Here is an 18,639-nt window from a genome sequence, read left to right on the forward strand (position 1 = left end):
GGTCGCCCGGGGGCTCAGGCGGAGCTCCTCTCGACCGTGGACCAGAAGATCCCGACGATGTGGTCGAGATAGTCGCGGCCGGCCTCGCCCGAGTCGGCCGCGGCCGCCGTGGCGCCCCAGTTGAGCGGGGCGACCATCTGCCCCTGGTAGTCGGCGTGCATCTCCTCCAGGACGTCCTCCAGGAGATGCCGGCCCAGGGGCAGCAGTTTGCCGAGCGGGCGGACGTACGCCTGCCAGCGGGCGGTGACCGCGCTGCGCAGCAGTTCCGCGAGGCGGCCGTCGCGCCCGGACACCGTGACGAAGTCGGGCAGGGTCAGGCCCAGCACCTCGGTGAGGGCGGCGGACTGCCGGTCGTTGCCCCGCCACTCGTCCGCCTCCTCCATCCGTACGTAGGCGAGGAGTTCGAGACCCACGGCGTGCGCGATGTCCTCCGGCGCGAGCCCGCGCGCGACGCGGTGCTCGCGTAACGTGCGTGGCGCGCCGATGAGTTCACCGGTGGAGCACCACAACATGCCAGCCAGCGCGGTGAGTTCGGAGGTGCTCGGGGCGCTGATCCCGCGCTCCCAGGCGATCACGAGGTCGACGGTCACATAGGGGAGCCCGTACGAGGAGCGCATGCCGTGGGCGACGTGCTCGGGCCGCATTCCGAGCGCCGCCCGCAGTCTCCGGGCGGCAAGGGCGTTGAACGGCGGAGTGGGTGGGGTGGGCTGCTGAGACTGCGGTCGGTGCACGCGCACAACGTAGGGGGGTGTGGACTGCGGTGACTACGGTCTGTTCGGCCACACTCACGGATTGTAGGAACATACGGTTTCGGCCGTCCGGGGTTTGACGGCCGGCGCCGCTCGTCGGCCGCACCGAGCGGGCCACGGGGGCCGCACGGCCCGGGCCGGAGGGCGTTCCCGCGGGCGGCGCGGAGGGCGTCGGGCAAGGTGACGGGGCATATGCGTGCTTGTGAGGGCCGCCCCCGCCGGTGATCACGGCGCGTACGGGACGGCCCGGGGAGCGCCGGCGCGGGTGGACACCGGAGGACCATACGTCAGGGGAAGAGGGGTGGTGAAGGGGCGCGGGGGAGTGGCGGGCGCGGCGCGAACCTGTCGATCCCGGTGCCGCCGACACCCGGACACCCGGGACCCGGCCGTCGTCGGCCGGATTCAGCGCGTCCGCCCGGTCTCCCGGACCCACCGGTACACCAACTCCGGTCGTCCCACCTGCCCGTACAGCGGACTGCGCCCCGCCCGGCCCGTCTCCACCAGGTGCTCCAGATAGCGGCGGGCGGTGATCCGGGAGATGCCGACGGCCTCGGCGACCCCCGCGGCCGTCAGTCCCTCCTCCTGGTCCCGCAGCACCCCGGTCACCCGCTCCAGGGTCGGCGCGCTCAGCCCCTTGGGCAGCGCCGCCGGTCCCGGCGCCCGCAGCGTGGCCAGGGCCCGGTCCACCTCCTCCTGGCCGCTCGCCTCGCCCGCCGCGCCCCGGAACTCGGCGTAACGCACCAGCCGGTCCCGCAGCGTCGCGAAGGTGAACGGCTTCAGCACGTACTGGACCACCCCCAGCGAGACCCCCTCCCGCACCACCGCCAGATCCCGCGCCGACGTCACCGCTATCACGTCCGCGTGGTAGCCGGCCGCCCGCAGGGAGCGCGCCAGTTTCAGGCCGTGCACATCCGGCAGGTGGAGATCCAGCAGCAGCAGGTCCACGGGGGTCCGGTCCAGCAGGCGACGTGCCTCCGCGCCCGTGTGCGCCGTGCCCACCGCCGTGAAGCCCGGCACCCGGCCCACGTACATCACATGGGCGTCGGCGGCGACCGGGTCGTCCTCCACGACGAGGACGCGGATGGGCTCGCTCACAGGTCACCTCCGGGCAGCGCGGGCTCGGCGAAGGCCCCGGGAAGCTCGTCGGCCGCCGCGGCGTCCGTCCCCGAAGCCGCCCCTACGGTAGGCAACGGGATCCGCGCCTCGAACTCGGCCCCGCCTCCCGCGGCCTCCGACACCGTCAGCTTGCCCTCGTGGCGGCGCACCGTCTGACGGACCAGGGCGAGGCCGAGGCCCCGGCCGCCGGGCGCGGGGGCCGGTTTGGTCGACCAGCCTCGCCGGAACACCGCCTCCGCGTGCGCCGGATCGACCCCGGCGCCCGTGTCCGACACCCGCAGCACCAGCTCCGTCCCCTCCGCGCAGGCGGTCACCGTCACCCGGCCGCCCTCCGAGCCCTGGGCCGCGTCGACCGCGTTGTCGATCAGATTGCCGAGGATCGTGACCAGGTCCCGGGACGGCAGGGACGCCGGCAGCAGTCCGTCGTCGATGCGGCTCGCCGCCGAGACCACCAGTTCCACGCCTCGCTCGTTGGCCTGCGCCGCCTTGCCGAGCAGCAGCGCCGCGAGCACCGGCTCGTTCACGGCGGCGACCACCTGGTCCGTGAGGGCCTGGGCCAGCTCCAGTTCGGCGGTGGCGAAGTCGACGGCCTCCTCCGCGCGGCCCAGTTCGATCAGCGAGACCACCGTGTGCAGACGGTTGGCCGCCTCGTGCGCCTGGGAGCGCAGCGCCTGGGTGAAGCCGCGCTCCGAGTCCAGCTCTCCCGTCAGCGACTGGAGTTCGGTCACATCGCGCAGGGTGACCACCGTGCCCCGGCGTTCGCCGCCGGAGACGGGGGAGGTGTTGACGACCAGCACCCGCGTCGCCGTCAGATGGACCTCGTCGACCCGGGGCTCGGAGGACAGCAGCGCACCCGTCAGCGGGGCGGGCAGCCCCAGGTCGGCGACCGAGCGGCCGACCACCTCGCCGCTCACCCCGAGCAGCTCCCGCCCGCCGTCGTTGATCAGTGCCACCCGGAAGCGGCCGTCCAGCATCAGCAGACCCTCGCGCACGGCGTGCAGCGCGGCCTGGTGGTAGTCGTGCATCCGGCTCAGTTCGGTGGCGTTCAGGCCGTGGGTGGAGCGGCGCAGGCGGGCGTTGATCACATACGTGCCGACGGCGCCCAGGGCCAGGGCCCCGCCCGCCACCGAGACCAGGGTCGTCACCTGTTCCCGGATCCGCGCCGAGACGGTGTCGACCTTGATGCCCGCGCTCACCAGGCCGATGATCCGGCCGCCGTCGCGAATGGGCGTGACCGCGCGCACGGACGGGCCCAGGGTTCCGGTGTAGGTCTCGGTGAACGACTCGCCCTTGAGCGCGCGGGCGGTGTGGCCGAGGAAGTGCTCGCCGATCAGCTCCGGATTGGGGTGGGTCCAGCGGATGCCCCCCGGGTTCATGATCGTGACGAAGTCGACGCCGGTGTGCCGCTGCACCTCGGACGCGTACGGCTGGAGCGTCTGTGTCGGGTACGGGGTGTGGATCGCCGTCCGTACCGAGGGGGCGTCCGCGACCGACCGGGCGACCGCCATCGCCTGCCGGCCGGCCGCGTCCTGGGCCTGGCCGCGGTCGCTGACGTAGGAGAAGAGGGCGTACCCGGCGACGAGCACCGCGATCAGCACGGCCTGCATCGCGAAGAGCTGGCCGGCCAGGCTGCGGGGTCTCGGGAGTCTGGGCACGCGCATGCGTTCAGTCTGCCTCGCGGTCCCGGCCCGTCGTCCAGGGGTCGCGGGCGGCCTTCTCGGCGTTCCAGGCGGTCGCACGGGGCTTCGCGGTCCCGCCGTACCGGGGCCCCGGTCCGCCGTAGCGGGGCCTGCCGCCCCCTCGGACCTCGTGACCGACGCCGTATAAGCGTGAACTAAATGAACGGAAGGGTGACCACCCTCACAGGGCGGGAGATAGTCACCGCATCCCCGGGAGCAAGACGCCTCCCGGTCGCCGGGGGGATGTCTTCCGGCCACCGGGCGGACGCCTCCCGGTTTTCGCCGGACGTGAGCCGCACGCCGGAAGATCCGACGACGACGTCGAGGAGAGCAGCCGTGGCCAGCACACCCGGAACGGCACCAGCCGCGCCCGCAGCCAGGCGGGACCGCACCCACTATCTCTACCTCGCGGTGATCGCCGCGGTGCTCCTCGGCATCGCCGTGGGCTTCGCCGCGCCCGATTTCGCCAAGGAGCTGAAGCCGCTCGGCACGGGCTTTGTGAGCCTGATCAAGATGATGATCTCGCCGATCATCTTCTGCACGATCGTGCTCGGTGTCGGCTCCGTCCGGAAGGCCGCCAAGGTCGGCAAGGTGGGCGGCCTCGCCCTCGGCTACTTCGTCGCGATGTCCTTCGTCGCGCTCGCCATCGGTCTCGTCGTCGGCAATGTCATCCACCCCGGCAGCGGGATGCATCTGACCGAGGCCGTGAAGGGCGTCGGGCACCAGCAGGCCAAGGCCGCCGCCGAGGGACCGGTGGACTTCCTGCTCGGCATCATCCCGACCACCATGGTGTCGGCCTTCACCCAGGAGCAGGTGCTCCAGACGCTGCTCGTCGCGCTGCTCGTGGGCTTCGCGCTGCAGGCCATGGGACGCTCCGGCGAGCCGGTCCTGCGCGGGGTCCAGCACATTCAGAAGCTGGTCTTCCGGGTGCTCGCGATGATCATGTGGGCGGCCCCGGTCGGTGCCTTCGGCGCGATGGCGGCCGTGGTAGGCGAGACCGGCGTGGACGCGCTGAAGGCGCTGGCCACGATCATGGTCGGGTTCTATGTGACCTGTCTGCTGTTCGTCGGGATCGTGCTCGGCACGCTGGTGCGCGTGGTGGCCAAGGTCAACATCTGGTACCTGCTGAAGTACCTCGCCCGTGAGTTCCTGCTGATCGTGTCCACCTCCTCCTCGGAGTCCGCGCTGCCGCGGCTCATCGCCAAGATGGAGCATCTGGGCGTCAGCCGTCCGGTCGTCGGCATCACCGTGCCGACCGGCTACTCCTTCAACCTCGACGGCACGATGATCTATCTGACGATGGCCTCGCTGTTCATCGCGGACGCACTGGACCAGCCCATGAGCATCGGGTCGCAGATCGGTCTGCTGCTGTTCATGATGGTCGCCTCGAAGGGCGCGGCCGGGGTCTCCGGTTCCGGTATCGCCGTCCTGGCCAGCGGTCTGCAGTCGCACAAGCCCGCCCTGGTGGACGGTGTGGGCCTGATCATCGGTATCGACCGGTTCATGAGCGAGGCCCGCGCCGTGACGAACTTCGCGGGCAACGCGGTCGCCACTCTGCTCATCGGCACCTGGACCGGTGAGGTCGACAAGGAGCGGGTGCGGCGGGTGCTCGCGGGTGAGATCCCCTTCGACGAGCAGACCCTGGTGGACGAGGAGGGCGGCGCCGCGGCCCCGCTGCCCGAGCAGGGCGGCAAGGAACTGGCCAAGGCCTGAGCCTCGTAACCCGTGATCCGGTAGTTCCCGTATCCGCCGTACCCCGGGCGGCCGAACCGATCCCCCGTCGTCGGCCGCCCGGTCCGCGCCTCCCCCGACCCCGAGCGGCCGGGCCCCATCCCTGTGGGCCCGGCCGCTCGGTGCTGTTACAGCCCCTCGGGCAGTTGTCGTCCGGCGTCGGGGGCTTCACTCGCTGAGTTTCGCCACCAGTTCGGCGGCCCGGGCAGCGGGCACGCCCACCGCGCACAGCAGGGTGAGCGCGGCGGAGGGGCCCGCGTCCCGGGCCGGGAGCAGACCGTCGTTCACCGCCTCCATCAGCGCGAACAGCATCTGCTCATGGACGTACGCCAAAGCCTTGGGCGGCAGCGGTGAGACGAACACGCCCTGCTCCAGACCATGGGCCAGGATCTCGGCACAGGCCGAGCGGACCGGCGCGAGACGGTCGCGGATGCCCTGCACGGTGACGCTGCGCTGGGCCAGCGCGACCAGGATCCGGTAGCGGTCGGCGACCTCCCACACCGCCAGGATCGAGCGGGCCACCGCCTCCGCCGGGTCCGCCACCCCCTCGCGCCCCGCCGCGTGCGCCGCCGCGACCGCCTCGACGGCGCCGTCGACGAGCGTGCTGATCAGTGCCTCGCGGCTCGGGAAGTGGCCGTAGACCGTGCGCCGTACGACACCGGCGGCCCGGGCGATCTGGTCCATGGACGCGTCCGGGTCGCGCAGCAGCTCGGTGAGCGCGACCTCGAGGATGCGGCGGCGGTTGGCGTCGGCCCGGCTCGGGTTACCCGTGGTCATGTCAGCCATTCTGCACGGCCGCCCGAGCGCTTGCCTGTGCCTCCACAGAGTCTTCGCCTCCTCATTTGCACAGCGCTGTGCAACGCAGTACATTGCACATGGTTGTGCAATTGCACGCCGCTGTGCAAGTCGTTGGCCTGCACAGGCCCTCGGTCACGGAGAAAGAGGAAGGCCCGCACCCATGCGTCTCGTCATGAGCGAACCGGTCGAGAGGATGGACCGGCCCTACGCCCGGCGCTGGTGGGCGCTGCTGGTGCTCTGCCTGAGTCTGCTGATCATCGTGATGGCGAACACCGCCCTCACCGTCGCCGCGCCCGACATGACCCGCGACCTCGGTCTGTCCAGCGCCGACCTGCAGTGGGTCATCGACGGCTACACCGTGCCCTACGCGGCGCTGATGCTGCTGCTCGGCGCGATCGGTGACAAGTACAGCCGGCGCGGCGCGCTCGTCCTCGGGCTCGTCGTCTTCGGCGGCGGAGCCGTCTCCGGCTATCTGGCCGACAGCGCCGCGACGGTCATCGCGGCCCGTGCGGTGATGGGCGTCGGCGCCGCGCTGATCATGCCCGCCACCCTGTCCCTCCTCGCCGCCACCTTCCCGCGCGCCGAGCGGGCCAAGGCGATCACCCTGTGGACCGCGACCGCCGGCCTCGCCATCGCGGCGGGTCCCCTGGTCGCCGGTGCCCTCCTTCAGAACCACGGCTGGTCGTCCACGTTCCTGATCAATGTGCCGATCGCCGCGGTGGCGCTCGTCGCCGCCTTGGTCCTGGTCCCGCCGTCCAGGGCCGCGCACCACGACCGCATCGACTACGTCGGCGGCGCGCTGTCCGTCGTATGGGTCGGCTCCCTGGTCTACATGATCATCGAGGGGCCGCACTTCGGCTGGGGTGCCAAGGCGGTCACGGCGGCCGTCGTCGCGGGCGCCGGGCTCGTCCTGTTCGTCCTCTGGGAGCTGCGGCACCCGCGCCCGGTCCTGGACGTGCGCCGCTTCGCGCACCGGCGCTTCGCCGGCTCCAACGTGGCCGTCGCGCTGTTCTTCCTGTCCGTCTTCGGCGCCTTCTACTACCTCACCCAGCACCTCCAGTTCGTTCTCGGCTACGACGCTCTCCAGACCGGGGTGCGGATGCTGCCGCTCGCCGGCGCGGTGTTCGTCGGCTCCGCGCTGACCGGCTACCTCACCCCCCGGATCGGTATGCGGATCACGGTGACCGCGGGCATGGTCGGCGGCACGGCCGCCCTCGCGCTGCTCACCCGGATCGACTCGACCTCGACGTACGGCGACTTCGCGCCACCCCTGGTGATCCTGGGCCTCGCGATCGGCCTCGCGCTCTCGCCCTGCACGGACGCGATCATGGGCGCGTTCCCGGAGTCCGAGCTGGGTGTCGGCGGCGCGGTGAACGACACCTCCCTTGAACTCGGCGGCTCGCTGGGGATCGCCGTCCTCGGCTCGGTCCTCGCCGACTCCTACTCCTCGCACCTCAAGGACGCCACGGCCGGTCACGGACTGCCCCCGGGAGCCCTGTCCACCGCCCAGGACTCCGTCGGCGCCGGCTACGCGGTGGCGCAGGGCATCGGCGACAAGGCCAGGCAGCTCGCCGAGCAGGCCGCGCACGTCCAGAACGCCCGGCAGGCCGGGCAGCTCAAGGCGCAGGCCGACCAGCTCGCCCACGGCGCCCGGCAGATGGCCGACGCCGTCGGCGCCTCCTTCGCGGACGCGGTCGCCCACACCAGCCTGGTCGGCGCGGTGATCCTCGCCGTCGGGACCGTGCTGGTCGGGGTGCTGCTGCCGCGGAAGGGCGCCTCGGCCGCCGCCAGGGAGGAGAATGAGGAGCGCGAGCTCGTGGCCACCGGAAACCGCTGATCCCCCGCGGAACCCCGGGCCCCTGCGTCTACGTCTCGTAGTACGAGTACGACCGTGCCGTGCCGGACCGACCGGCACGGCACCTTTTGTCCGGGAGGCACGGGGCATGAAGATCGACTGGGACCGGCGCACCTGTGCGCGCCGCGGGCATGTGACCTACGCGCCCGACGACCCCCGGCTGCGGGTCCGGCTGCACGCCCGGACGGCACTCGGGGACGTCTGGCGGTGCCTGCGCTGCGGCGACTTCGTGCTCGGCGAGCCGCACGGCTCCGGACCGGCCTCCGACGCGCCGCTCGTGCCGCGCGGGAAGGTGCTGCGCGACCTGTTCATCCTGCGCTTCCTGGCCGTCGAACGGGCCGTGCGCGGCGTGTTCATCGTGCTCGTCGCGGTGGCCGTGTGGAAGTTCAGCAACAGCCAGGACGCGGTACGGCGGCTCTTCACCGAGTACCTCGACGTGCTGCGGCCCGTCTTCCGGCACTTCCACTACGACCTCGACCACTCACCCGTGGTCGGCACCGTCCAGAAGGCCTTCGGCTACCGGCACTCCACGCTGCTCCTGGTCGCCGGGCTCCTGCTGGCCTACGCGCTGATCGAGCTGATCGAGGCGGTCGGGCTCTGGTACGCCAAGCGCTGGGCGGAGTATCTGACGGTCGTCGCCACCGCGGCCTTTCTGCCCCTGGAGATCTACGAACTCACCGAGCACGTCAGCGGACTGAAGATCGCCACGCTGGTGCTCAACATCCTCGCGGTCCTCTACATCGCCCTCGCCAAACGGCTGTTCGGGGTGCGCGGTGGCCGCAAGGCGTTCGACGAGGAGCGGCACAGCGCCTCGCTCATGGAGGTGGAGGAGTCGGCGGGCCTCGAGGTCACCGTCTGATTCGGGCCGGCGCCGGACCCAGCGGGCCCGCGGCCTTGACCGTGCGCAGCACCGGCGCCGACTCCAGCGAGCGGATCGCGTCCAGGGCACCCAGACGGCGGGTCAGATAGGCGTGCAGCGCGGCCGGGCCGGGGCACAGCGCCTGGGCGACCAGATCGGTGGGGCCGGTCGTCGCCGCGACGAACGCCAGCTCGGGGTGGCCGGCGAGGGTGCGCGCCACCTCGTCCAGCCGGGCCGGCGCGACCGACATCCACAGCAACGCCTGCGCGGTCGCGCCCAGCGCGGTGTCGTCGAGGTCGACATCGAAGTAGAGGGCACCGGAGGCCTGGAGCTCGGCGAGCCGGCGCGCGACCGTGGCGGGCGACCAGCCGGTGGCCGCGGCCAGCTCGGCCTGGCTCGCCCGGCCGTCCCGCCCGAGCGCCTCCAGCAGGGGCAGATCGGCGTCGGTGAGCGGGCGTGCCGTCACGGGCGCCGCGCCGCCCGGCCGCAGCAGCCGGACCTGGTCCTCCGTCAGCACCACCTCCCGGCCTCGCCAGCCCGTCGGCCCGCCCCGGTAGACGTGCAGCAGACAGTGCGCCGAGACCGCGGTGATCCCGCTCGTGCGCGGAAGGTCGTGCAGCAGCAGCGTGTGCCCGTCGTCCGCGGGGGTCTGCACCACCGCGAGGATCTCGGTGCCGCCCGAGGCGAGCCGCACCCAGGACGTGTCCGGACGCCGGGCCAGCGCCCGCGCCAGGTCCTGTGCGCTGTGCGGGCCCGCGCCGAGCCGCAGCAGCCACTGGGTGCGCCCGGCGTGCCCGGGCTCCGCCAGCCCCACGACCCGCAGCGACGCCTCGGCCGCCAGCCGCCGGAAGCGCCGCGCCACCGTCTGTGTCGACACCCCGAGCACGCTGCCGACACGGCTGAACGGGGCCCGGCCGTCGATGTGCAGCGCGTGCACCAGAGCCCGGTCGATCTCGTCGATCACGGATGAATCCCTCACCGATGGGCGTCACATGGAAGGAATCGGCAGTTTAGGCGCTGTGGATGGAACGCGCGGGGCGTTCGTCCGCACGCTCGTCGGCATGCGGAACAGTCACTCCTTGCGCTGGGCGGCACTGGCCGTCCTGCTCGTCGCCGAGGCGATGAACCTTCTGGACGCCACGATCATGAACGTGGCCGCGCCCGCCATCCACGCCGATCTCGGCGGCCCCCTCTCCGCCATCCAGTGGTACGGCGCCGCGTACACCCTGCCGTTCGCGGTGCTGCTCGTCACCGGTGGCCGCCTCGGTGACATCGCCGGCCGCCGACGGGTCTTCCGGGCCGGGACGGCCGTCTTCGTCCTCGCGTCCCTGGCGTGCGCCTGCGCGCCCGCGACCGGAGCGCTCCTCGCCGCACGGGCCGTACAGGGCGCCGCCGCGGCACTGGTGATCCCCCAGACCATCGGGCTGATACGCGCCCTGTTCGACGGGCGCGAACTGGCCCGCGCCATGGGCTGGATCGGCCCGGTGATGGGCCTTGCCTCGGTCTGCGGACCGGTCCTCGGCGGGGTGCTCACCCATGCCGCGTCCTGGCGGGCGGCGTTCCTCGTCAACGTCCCCCTCGGTGTCGGAGTGCTGCTCACGACCCCGCTGCTGAGCGAGGACCGGTCGCTACGGCGTCCCCGGCTGGACCCGCTCGGCACGGCCCTGGCGACCGCCGCCGCCGGACTGGTCACGTATCCGCTGATCGAGGGCGCGGGCCTCCTGCGGTACGCCGTGATGTGGACCGCGGGCCTCGCTCTGGCCGCCCTCTTCGCACTGCACCAGCGGCGCCGGGACCGCCTCGGCCGCAGCCCCCTGGTCGAGCCCGGTCTCTTCGCCGACCGCGGCTTCCCGGCCGCGCTGCTGTGCTCCCTGCTGTTCTTCGCGGTGGTGACCGGGCTGACGCTGGTCGTGGTCGTGCAGCTGCAACTGGGCCCGCGCATCGGGGTGCTCCCCGCCGGTCTGACCCTGCTGCCCTGGTCGTGCGCGATGGCCGTCGCGTCCTGGTACGCGGGGGCGCGGCTGGTGCCGGCGCACGGGGCGAGGGTCCTGCACGCCGGTCTCGGGGTGCTGCTCGCCGGGGTCCTGGCCGGCGTCGCCGTGTACGGCGTCGTCCCGGCCGGCCGCTACCCGTGGCCGCTGCTGCCCGTGCTCGCCGTGTGCGGTGTGGGGCAGGGGCTGTTCACGGTGCCGTTCTTCACCACGGCGCTGCACCGGGTGCGCCCGCACGAGACCGGTTCCGCGGCCGGGCTGCTCAACGCCGTGCAGCAGCTCGGCTCGACGCTCGGGGTCGCCCTGCTCGGCAGTGTGTTCCTCGCCCGGGGCGCCGGGGCCGCGTTCGGCACGGCGGCCGGGCTGCTGGTGGCCACCGGGGTGGCGGGTGCCCTCATGACGCGTTGCCTTGACGTCGGCGTCAAGGGCTACGGTCGGACGCATGCGAATCGGTGAGCTGGCGGCGCGGGCCGGGACCACCACCCGGGCCCTGCGGTACTACGAGTCACGGGGGCTGCTGACCGCGCGACGCACGGGCAACGGTCACCGCACCTACGACGAGGGCGATCTGAAGCTGCTGCGGCAGATCCGGACGCTGCGGGACTTCGGGTTCGACCTGGAGGAGACGCGGCCCTTCGTGGAGTGTCTGAGAGCCGGGCACCCGGAGGGCGACTCCTGCCCCGCGTCGCTCGCGGTCTACCGCCGCAAGCTGGATGAACTCGACGCCCTGATCGGCGAGTTGAACGCCGTGCGGGCGCAGGTCGGGGCACAGCTGGCGAAGGCGGAGGAGGCCCGCGAGGCGCTGGCGGCCGAGGCGGGGGTTCCGGGCGGTCCGGAACCGGTGTGCGAGCTGGGAGGGCGACTGCGGTGATCAAGGCGGCAGGTGTGGCCGAAGTGACGGACGCGGACTTCGAGGCGGAGGTGATCGGCGCGGAGCTGCCGGTGCTGGTGGAGTTCACCGCGGACTGGTGTCCGCCGTGCCGGCAGATGGGGCCGGTGCTCAGCGCCCTGGCCGCGGAGGAGGAGGGCCGGCTCAAGGTGGTGCAGCTGGACGTGGACACCAATCCGACGACGACGAACGCGTACAAGGTGCTGTCCATGCCGACCTTCATGGTGTTCCGCGGCGGTGAGCCGGTGAAGGCGATGGTGGGGGCCAGGCCCAGGCGACGGCTGCTGGAGGAGCTGTCCGACGTGCTCTGACCTGGTCCGCAACAGAGAAATCCCCCGGGCAATTGCGCCCGGGGGATTTCTTTGCGTATATTGAATGATTCGCGACTTCATTTGTATGAGGTCGCGGAGAAGTTCAGTGAGCACAGTATATCGGGTCGGGAGCGGATTGTCAAACACCGAATTTCCTGACGGTGAATTGCGGCATGAGCAGGAATTCATCGACGGGCTGTACGCACGGGTGGACGTGGTGCGCGGCGACACCGAGACCTCCGTCGCGGACGCGCTCGCGCAGGGCGACAAGCCCATGCAGGCCCGGCTGGAGCGGGACATCCTCGTGGCCGAACGCTCGGGGCTGCTGGCGGCGCTGAACGCCGTGGACGGCTCGCTCTGCTTCGGCCGTATCGACCTCACCTCCGGGGCGAGCCACCACATCGGCCGTATCGGGCTGCGCGCCGACGACGCGGAACGCACACCGATCCTCATCGACTGGCGGGCCGACGTGGCGCGCCCCTTCTACCTGGCCACCGGTCACACCCCACTGGGCCTGCGCCGGCGCCGGCACATCGGCACCGACGGGCGCCGAGTCACCTCTCTGCACGACGAGATCCTCGATCTCGCCGACCACGAGCGCACCGGCCACGAGGACCCGACCGGTGACGCCGTGCTGCTGGCGGCGCTCAACTCCGCCCGCACCGGCCGGATGAGCGACATCGTGCAGACCATCCAGGCCGACCAGGACCGCATCATCCGCGCCCCGCACCGGGGCGTGCTCGTGGTGGAGGGCGGCCCCGGCACCGGCAAGACGGCCGTCGCCCTGCACCGGGCGGCCTATCTGCTCTACGAGCACCGGGAACTGCTCGCCCGCCGTGCCGTTCTCATCGTCGGCCCGAACCCCGCGTTCCTCGGCTACATCGGCGAGGTGCTGCCCTCGCTGGGCGAGACCGGGGTGCTGCTGGCGACCGTCGGCGAACTGTTCCCCGGGGTCAGGGCCACCGCGACCGACACTCCCGAGGCCGCCGCCGTCAAGGGCCGCGCGGAGATGGCCGACGTGCTGGCCCGGGTCGTCCGCGACCGCCAGGCGCTGCCCGACCCGGTCATCGCCGTCAAGCACGACCGGGACGTGCTGCTGCTCGACGACGGGCTCGTCAACATGGCCCGCGAACGCACGCGCGCGGCGAAGCTGCCGCACAACGTGGCGCGCGAGCATTTCGAGGGGCACATCCTCAACACCCTGACGGACATGGTCGCCGAGCGGATCGGGACCGACCCGTACGACGGCACGAACCTCCTCGACGCGAGCGACATCACCCAGATCCGCGACGAACTCGCGCAGAACCCCGAAGTCTGGTCGGCGATCGACCAATTGTGGCCACGGCTGACCCCGCGGCGGCTGGTCGCGGACTTCCTCGCCGACCCGGAGGGCTATCTGTCCGACGAGGACGCGGCCGCCGTCCGCCGCCCGGTCACCCGGGCCTGGACCGCCGCCGATGTGCCGCTGCTGGACGAGGCGGCCGAACTCCTCGGCGAGGACGACCGGGTGGCGCGCGCCCGCGCCGAACGCGAGCGCGAGACCCAGGTGTCGTACGCGCAGGGCGTGCTGGACGTGTCGTACGCCTCCCGGACCTACGAGTTCGAGGACAAGGAGGAGGACGACCCCGAGGGGTCCGAGGTGCTGTCCGCGCACGACATCATCGACGCGGAGCGGTTCGCCGAACGGCACGAGGAGGCGGACCACCGCAGCGCCGCCGAACGCGCGGCGGCCGACCGCACCTGGGCGTTCGGGCACATCATCGTCGACGAGGCGCAGGAGCTGTCGGCGATGGCGTGGCGGCTGCTGATGCGCCGCTGCCCGACCCGCTCCATGACGCTGGTCGGGGATCCGGTGCAGACCGCCGAGTCCGCCGGGGTCGGCTCCTGGTCGGGGATCCTCGCGCCCTATGTCGAGGACCGTTTCGAGCACACGCGCCTCGGCGTCAACTACCGCACCCCCGCCGAGATCATGGAGGTAGCGGCGGCGGTCGTACGGGAGGAGGACCCGGACTTCGAGCCGCCGAGCTCGGTGCGGTCCACGGGGGTACGGCCCTGGGTGCGTGCCACCGACGACCTGCCCGAAGCCGTGGCCGAGGCGGTCCGGGAGCTGACCCCTTCCCCCGAGCTCTCGGCTTCGCTCGAGCAGGGAGGTGCCCCCAAGGGCCGGCTCGCGGTGATCGCCCCGCGCGCTCTGCACCGTTCGCTCGCCGCACGGCTGGACGGGGTGACGGCGGGTGCGGAGCCCGATCTGACGCGGACCGTCGTCCTGCTCGACCCGCGCCAGTCCAAGGGCCTCGAGTTCGACTCCGTGCTGGTGGTCGAGCCAGGGCGGTACGGCACGAGCGACCTCTATGTGGCCCTCACCCGGGCGACCCAGCGGCTGGGGATCGTGCACCGGGACCCGCTGCCACGGGCCCTGGCCGAGGCGCCGACGGCATAGGGGTGGCCGCCTCCGGGAGCCGCCGCCCCCGGAGGCGCCCGCAGGGCGTCCCGCGTCAGGCGGGCCGCAGCCACACCGTCGACAGCGGCGGCAGCGTCAGCCGGATGCTCGCCGGGCGGCCGTGCCAGGGGGTGGGCTCCGGCTTCAGCGGGTCCGGGTTGTGGACGTCGCTGCCGCCGTAGCGCGCGAGGTCGGTGTTCAGGACCTCGTGCCAGGCCGGCACGTCGTCCGGGACGCCCAGCCGGTAGTCGTGGCGGACGACCGGCGAGAAGTGGGACACGGCCAGCAGGGGCGTGCCGTCCGCGTCGAAGCGCAGGAACGCCAGCACGTTGTCGTCGGCCGAGTCCCCGGTCACCCACTGGAACCCGGACGGCTCGGTGTCGCGCTGCCACAGCGCCGGAGTCCCGCGGTAGACCGTGTTCAGCTCGCGGACCAGGTCGAGTACGCCCCGGTGGTCGGCCGAGGCACCGTAGCCCGGGTCGAGCAGCCACCAGTCGGGGCCGCGCGCCTCGGACCACTCGGAGCCCTGGGCGAACTCCTGCCCCATGAACAGGAGCTGCTTGCCCGGATGGGACCACATGAAGCCCAGATAGGCACGGAGGTTGGCGCGCTGCTGCCACCAGTCGCCGGGCATCTTCGACACCAGCGACCGCTTGCCGTGCACCACCTCGTCGTGCGAGATGGGCAGGACGTAGTTCTCGCTGTACGCGTACACCATCGAGAACGTCATCTCGTCGTGGTGGTAGCTGCGGTGCACCGGCTCATGAGCCATGTACTGGAGCGAGTCGTGCATCCAGCCCATGTTCCACTTCAGGCCGAAGCCCAGCCCCCCGAAGCCGCTCGGGCCCGGGTGGTGGGTGGCACGGGTGACGCCGTCCCAGGCGGTCGACTCCTCCGCGACGGTCACCACACCCGGATTCCGCCGGTACACCGTCGCGTTCATCTCCTGGAGGAACGCCACGGCGTCCAGGTTCTCCCGGCCGCCGTGCTGGTTGGGCCGCCACTGGCCGTACTCGCGTGAGTAGTCCAGATAGAGCATGGAGGCGACCGCGTCCACGCGCAGGCCGTCGATGTGGAACTCCTCGCACCAGTACACGGCGTTGGCGACCAGGAAGTTGCGCACCTCGCGCCGCCCGTAGTCGAACTCCAGCGTCCCCCAGTCCGGATGGGCGGCCCGCAGCGGGTCCGCGGGCTCGTACAGCGGCCGCCCGTCGAACTCGGCCAGCGCCCACTCGTCACGCGGGAAGTGCGCCGGAACCCAGTCCATCAGCACGCCGATACCGGCCTGGTGCAGCGCGTCGACCAGGTACTTGAAGTCGTCGGGCGTGCCCAGGCGGGCGGTGGGCGCGTAGAAGCCGGTCACCTGGTAGCCCCACGAGCCGCCGAAGGGATGCTCGGCGATCGGCATCAGCTCGACATGGGTGAAGCCCAGCTCCTTCACATACCCGGGCAGCTGCTCGGCCAGCCGGCGGTAGGTCAGTCCGGGCCGCCAGGACGGCAGATGGACCTCGTACACCGAGAACGGCGCCTCGTGCACGGGGGTGTCCCCGCGATGCGCGAGCCACTCCTCGTCGTGCCACTCGTGGCGGGAGACATGCACGACCGAGGACGTGTGCGGCGGGACCTCGGTGCGCCGGGCCAGCGGGTCGGCGCGCAGGGTCCTGGAGCCGTCCGGGCGGGTGATCTCGAACTTGTACAGCTCGCCCTCGCCGATCCCCGGCACGAACAGTTCCCACACCCCGGACGAGCCGAGGGAGCGCATCGCGTGACCGCTGCCGTCCCAGTGGTTGAAGCCTCCGGCCACGCGCACACCGCGCGCGTTGGGCGCCCACACCGCGAAGCGGGTGCCGGTCACGCCCTGGTGGGTCATCGGATGGGCGCCGAGCACCTGCCACAGCTGCTCGTGGCGCCCCTCGCCGATCAGATGCAGATCCAGCTCCCCGAGCGCGGGCAGGAAGCGGTACGCGTCCTCGGTCTCCTGCGTCGCTCCCTCGTAGCTCACGAGAAGCCGGTACGCCGGGACGTCCGTCGGCGGCAGCAGCACCGAGAAGAACCCGCCGCCGTCGTCGTGCAGCTCGGTCCGCAGGTCGTCGGTGACGAGGGTCACCGACTGCGCGTACGGACGGAAGACCCGGACGGCGACCCCGCCGGGCACCGGATGGGCACCGAGCACCGCGTGCGGATCGTGGTGGGTGCCGTCGATCAGCCGCGCGCGGTCGGAGGCGTGGACCGCTGGGGAGACGGCGGGGGAGAGGGCCTCCTCAGGAGTGGTCGCCTTCACGACGGCCGTCTTCCGGGCGGTGGTCTTCTTTGCCACGGCTTTCTTGGCTACGGCTTTCTTGGCCACGGCTTTCTTGGCCACGGCCTTCTTGGCCACGGCTTTCTTGGTGTTGGCCTTCTTGGTGGCGGCCTTTTCGGCTACGGCTTTCTTGGCGGGGGCCTTCTTGGCAGGAGCCGTCGCCTTCTTCGCCGCTGCCGCCTTCTTCGCCACTGCCTTGTCGGCCGTCGCCTTCTTCCCAGCGGTACCGGTCCTCTGCGGACCGTCGCCGTTCTTCTGCGTGCTGTCGTCGGACGGAGGGCGGGGCGTCACGGGCGGGGCCTCCTCGGCAAAGGGCAACGGGCGGTGGATCAGGGGGTGGCGTCGGCGGCCAGACGGCGTATCGCCGCCATCGGCACGGGCAGCCAGTCGGGGCGGTGGCGGGCCTCGTAGAGGACCTCGTAGACGGCCTTGTCCGTCTCGTACGCGCGCAGCAGCACCGGTTCGGTCCGCGGATCGTGCCCGGCGACCTCGGCGTATCCCGAGCAGTACGCGGCCCGGCACGCCGTGGCCCACTGCGGCGCCGGGGGCCCGGCCGAGTGGGCCGCGTAGTCGAAGGAGCGCAGCATCCCCGCGATGTCCCGCACCACGGGCTGCGGCATCCGGCGCTCGGCGAGCGGCCTGGACGGCTCGCCCTCGAAGTCGATCAGCGACCAGTCGCCGGACGGCGCGCGCAGGCACTGGCCCAGGTGCAGATCCCCGTGGACGCGCTGAGCGGTCCAGGTCCGCCCCTCGGCGGCGAGGTCGGCCAGCGCCTCGAACGCGGAGTGCAGCGCGGGCGCGTACGGCCGTAGTGCGGGCACCGCCTGTGCCGCCGCCTCCAGCCGCTCGGCCATGCCGCCGACCAGCAGCCGTATCTGGGTGTGCCCCAGTGTGATGGGAGGCAGGGCGCGGGCCAGGGCCGTGTGCACCTCGGCGGTGGCACGGCCGAGCGCCCGCGCGTCCGGGGTGAAGTCCTCGCCCTTGGCCAGCTCGCGCAGCGCCAGCTCCCAGCCGTCGCAGGCGCCGCGCAGATACGGCTGCATCACGGCCAGGACATAGGGCTCGTCCAGGTCGTCGAGGTGCGCGAGCAGCCAGCCGGCCGGTGCGGGGACGCGGGGGCAGCGCTCGTGCGACAGCAGCAGCGGGAGTTCCAGATCCGGGTTGGTGCCGGGGACGACACGCCGCAGGAGCTTCAGAATGAACGTATCTCCGTAGACGACGGACGAGTTGGACTGCTCCGCGGTGACCCTTCTCGGGGCGAGATCGTCCCTGATCGGCTGGTGTGGATCGCCGTCGAAGCGCAGAGCGCCGATGCGTGCCCGGGTGCGCAGCGCCTCCAGGAGCACAGTGGTGGCCCGGGGGTCGTAGAGCGCCTCGTACACGGTCCGGCCGGCCAGCGGTCCGTCCGTCACATGTCCGATGAGCGCGGGCGCCAGCCGTGGTGGCAGCGCCTCGCGCACTCCTATCAGGAGCTGGTAGCAGTCGCCGGGGTGCGGCACGGCGCCCTGGGTCGGCGCTTCCGGCTGATGGGCCCGTACGAGCAGATGGACCAGGCCGAGCGCGCCTCCGGGTGGCAGCAGGTCGGTCGCCGCCACCAGCGAGAACCCCGCGACCGGCCGCCCCTTGCCCGCGAACCACCGCTGCCTGGGCAGCCACTCCCGCAACAGGGGTTCGAGGGAGGCGAGAAGACCCGCCTGGGCCGTGGCGGGGTGGGTGACGGCTTCCGACATGGCGTACGTCCTTTCCCCGGGGGGTGGTCGGGGGGTTACTGCCTGCGTGCCCCGGGCGGGGCGGTGGAAACCGCCCCGCCCGGGGCTTCTACGCGCCGTCCTTGCGGAGCCGGAACCAGTAGAAGCCGTGGCCTGCGAGGGTGAGCAGGTAGGGCAGTTGGCCGATGGCGGGGAAGCGGACCCCGCCGATGA

General features: G+C 72.3%; 14 protein-coding genes and 1 pseudogene. 7 read left to right on the plus strand and 8 right to left on the minus strand.

What is annotated here, in order from left to right; translation table 11 throughout:
• Window positions 1–14 precede the first annotated feature (14 nt).
• From ACFY2Z_RS30615 to ACFY2Z_RS30625, 3 genes are all read right to left on the minus strand, one after another.
• Window positions 15–737: an XRE family transcriptional regulator gene (locus ACFY2Z_RS30615; protein WP_390747311.1), complete on the minus strand. Its 723-nt coding sequence runs from the start codon at window positions 735–737 to the stop codon at window positions 15–17.
• A 414-nt stretch (window positions 738–1,151) separates the two neighbouring features.
• Window positions 1,152–1,844, minus strand: coding sequence for a response regulator (locus ACFY2Z_RS30620; RefSeq protein ID WP_390747312.1), 693 nt, complete (start codon window positions 1,842–1,844; stop codon window positions 1,152–1,154).
• Window positions 1,841–3,526, minus strand: a complete 1,686-nt coding sequence (locus tag ACFY2Z_RS30625) for an ATP-binding protein (RefSeq protein WP_390747313.1) — start codon at window positions 3,524–3,526, stop codon at window positions 1,841–1,843. Before ACFY2Z_RS30625 ends, ACFY2Z_RS30620 begins: the two co-directional genes overlap by 4 nt.
• Before the next feature lie 354 nt (window positions 3,527–3,880).
• Between ACFY2Z_RS30625 and ACFY2Z_RS30630 the strand changes: the two genes are divergently transcribed.
• Window positions 3,881–5,257: a cation:dicarboxylate symporter family transporter gene (locus tag ACFY2Z_RS30630; RefSeq protein ID WP_390747314.1), complete on the plus strand. Its 1,377-nt coding sequence runs from the start codon at window positions 3,881–3,883 to the stop codon at window positions 5,255–5,257.
• Between the two features lie 186 nt (window positions 5,258–5,443).
• On the opposite strand, the gene ACFY2Z_RS30635 is transcribed toward ACFY2Z_RS30630, so the two are convergent.
• Window positions 5,444–6,061 (minus strand): TetR/AcrR family transcriptional regulator, encoded by a 618-nt coding sequence (locus tag ACFY2Z_RS30635; RefSeq protein ID WP_390747315.1) that lies wholly within the window; start codon window positions 6,059–6,061, stop codon window positions 5,444–5,446.
• A gap of 172 nt (window positions 6,062–6,233) precedes the next feature.
• On the opposite strand from ACFY2Z_RS30635, the gene ACFY2Z_RS30640 reads away from it, so the two are divergent.
• Window positions 6,234–7,910 carry an MFS transporter gene (locus ACFY2Z_RS30640; RefSeq protein WP_390747316.1) on the plus strand — a complete coding sequence of 559 codons (1,677 nt, stop codon included), beginning with the start codon at window positions 6,234–6,236 and terminating at the stop codon, window positions 7,908–7,910.
• A 106-nt stretch (window positions 7,911–8,016) separates the two neighbouring features.
• Window positions 8,017–8,787: a DUF2127 domain-containing protein gene (locus tag ACFY2Z_RS30645; protein WP_390747317.1), complete on the plus strand. Its 771-nt coding sequence runs from the start codon at window positions 8,017–8,019 to the stop codon at window positions 8,785–8,787.
• Here ACFY2Z_RS30645 and ACFY2Z_RS30650 read toward each other — a convergent pair.
• Window positions 8,777–9,751 carry an Lrp/AsnC family transcriptional regulator gene (locus ACFY2Z_RS30650; protein ID WP_390747318.1) on the minus strand — a complete coding sequence of 325 codons (975 nt, stop codon included), beginning with the start codon at window positions 9,749–9,751 and terminating at the stop codon, window positions 8,777–8,779. The two genes, ACFY2Z_RS30645 and ACFY2Z_RS30650, sit on opposite strands and share 11 nt — an antisense overlap.
• Window positions 9,752–9,848: 97 nt before the next feature.
• On the opposite strand from ACFY2Z_RS30650, the gene ACFY2Z_RS30655 reads away from it, so the two are divergent.
• From ACFY2Z_RS30655 to ACFY2Z_RS30670, 4 genes are all read left to right on the plus strand, one after another.
• Window positions 9,849–11,234: an MFS transporter gene (locus ACFY2Z_RS30655; RefSeq protein ID WP_390747319.1), complete on the plus strand. Its 1,386-nt coding sequence runs from the start codon at window positions 9,849–9,851 to the stop codon at window positions 11,232–11,234.
• Window positions 11,221–11,649, plus strand: a complete 429-nt coding sequence (locus ACFY2Z_RS30660; RefSeq protein ID WP_390747320.1) for a MerR family transcriptional regulator — start codon at window positions 11,221–11,223, stop codon at window positions 11,647–11,649. The genes ACFY2Z_RS30655 and ACFY2Z_RS30660 overlap by 14 nt, the downstream gene beginning before the upstream one ends.
• A gap of 14 nt (window positions 11,650–11,663) precedes the next feature.
• Window positions 11,664–11,978, plus strand: coding sequence for a thioredoxin family protein (locus ACFY2Z_RS30665; protein WP_390747321.1), 315 nt, complete (start codon window positions 11,664–11,666; stop codon window positions 11,976–11,978).
• 85 nt (window positions 11,979–12,063) lie between these two features.
• Entirely contained in the window at window positions 12,064–14,418 is a 2,355-nt protein-coding gene (locus ACFY2Z_RS30670) for a HelD family protein (RefSeq protein ID WP_390747330.1), read from the plus strand.
• Window positions 14,419–14,473: 55 nt separating this feature from the next.
• On the opposite strand, the gene glgB is transcribed toward ACFY2Z_RS30670, so the two are convergent.
• The 3 genes and pseudogenes from glgB to ACFY2Z_RS30685 all read right to left on the minus strand — a co-directional run.
• A complete protein-coding gene (gene glgB / locus ACFY2Z_RS30675; RefSeq protein ID WP_390747322.1) occupies window positions 14,474–17,008 on the minus strand; it encodes a 1,4-alpha-glucan branching enzyme in 2,535 nt (844 codons plus the stop codon).
• 38 nt (window positions 17,009–17,046) lie between these two features.
• Window positions 17,047–18,447: a maltokinase gene (locus tag ACFY2Z_RS30680; protein WP_390747323.1), complete on the minus strand. Its 1,401-nt coding sequence runs from the start codon at window positions 18,445–18,447 to the stop codon at window positions 17,047–17,049.
• Between the two features lie 88 nt (window positions 18,448–18,535).
• A pseudogene (locus ACFY2Z_RS30685) lies at window positions 18,536–18,639 on the minus strand (trehalose synthase); the annotation flags it as partial.

The organism is Streptomyces sp. NPDC001222, from assembly GCF_042896945.1.
Classification (GTDB): domain Bacteria; phylum Actinomycetota; class Actinomycetes; order Streptomycetales; family Streptomycetaceae; genus Streptomyces; species Streptomyces gibsoniae.

Bases quoted from the DNA above. Each gene is read 5' to 3' on its own strand.
- ACFY2Z_RS30670 (WP_390747330.1), top strand. From the start codon at position 12,064: ATGAGGTCGCGGAGAAGTTCAGTGAGCACAGTATATCGGGTCGGGAGC.
- ACFY2Z_RS30635 (WP_390747315.1), bottom strand. From the start codon at position 6,061: ATGGCTGACATGACCACGGGTAACCCGAGCCGGGCCGACGCCAACCGC.
- ACFY2Z_RS30655 (WP_390747319.1), top strand. From the start codon at position 9,849: ATGCGGAACAGTCACTCCTTGCGCTGGGCGGCACTGGCCGTCCTGCTC.
- ACFY2Z_RS30625 (WP_390747313.1), bottom strand. From the start codon at position 3,526: ATGCGCGTGCCCAGACTCCCGAGACCCCGCAGCCTGGCCGGCCAGCTC.
- ACFY2Z_RS30645 (WP_390747317.1), top strand. From the start codon at position 8,017: ATGAAGATCGACTGGGACCGGCGCACCTGTGCGCGCCGCGGGCATGTG.
- ACFY2Z_RS30660 (WP_390747320.1), top strand. From the start codon at position 11,221: ATGCGAATCGGTGAGCTGGCGGCGCGGGCCGGGACCACCACCCGGGCC.
- ACFY2Z_RS30640 (WP_390747316.1), top strand. From the start codon at position 6,234: ATGCGTCTCGTCATGAGCGAACCGGTCGAGAGGATGGACCGGCCCTAC.
- ACFY2Z_RS30680 (WP_390747323.1), bottom strand. From the start codon at position 18,447: ATGTCGGAAGCCGTCACCCACCCCGCCACGGCCCAGGCGGGTCTTCTC.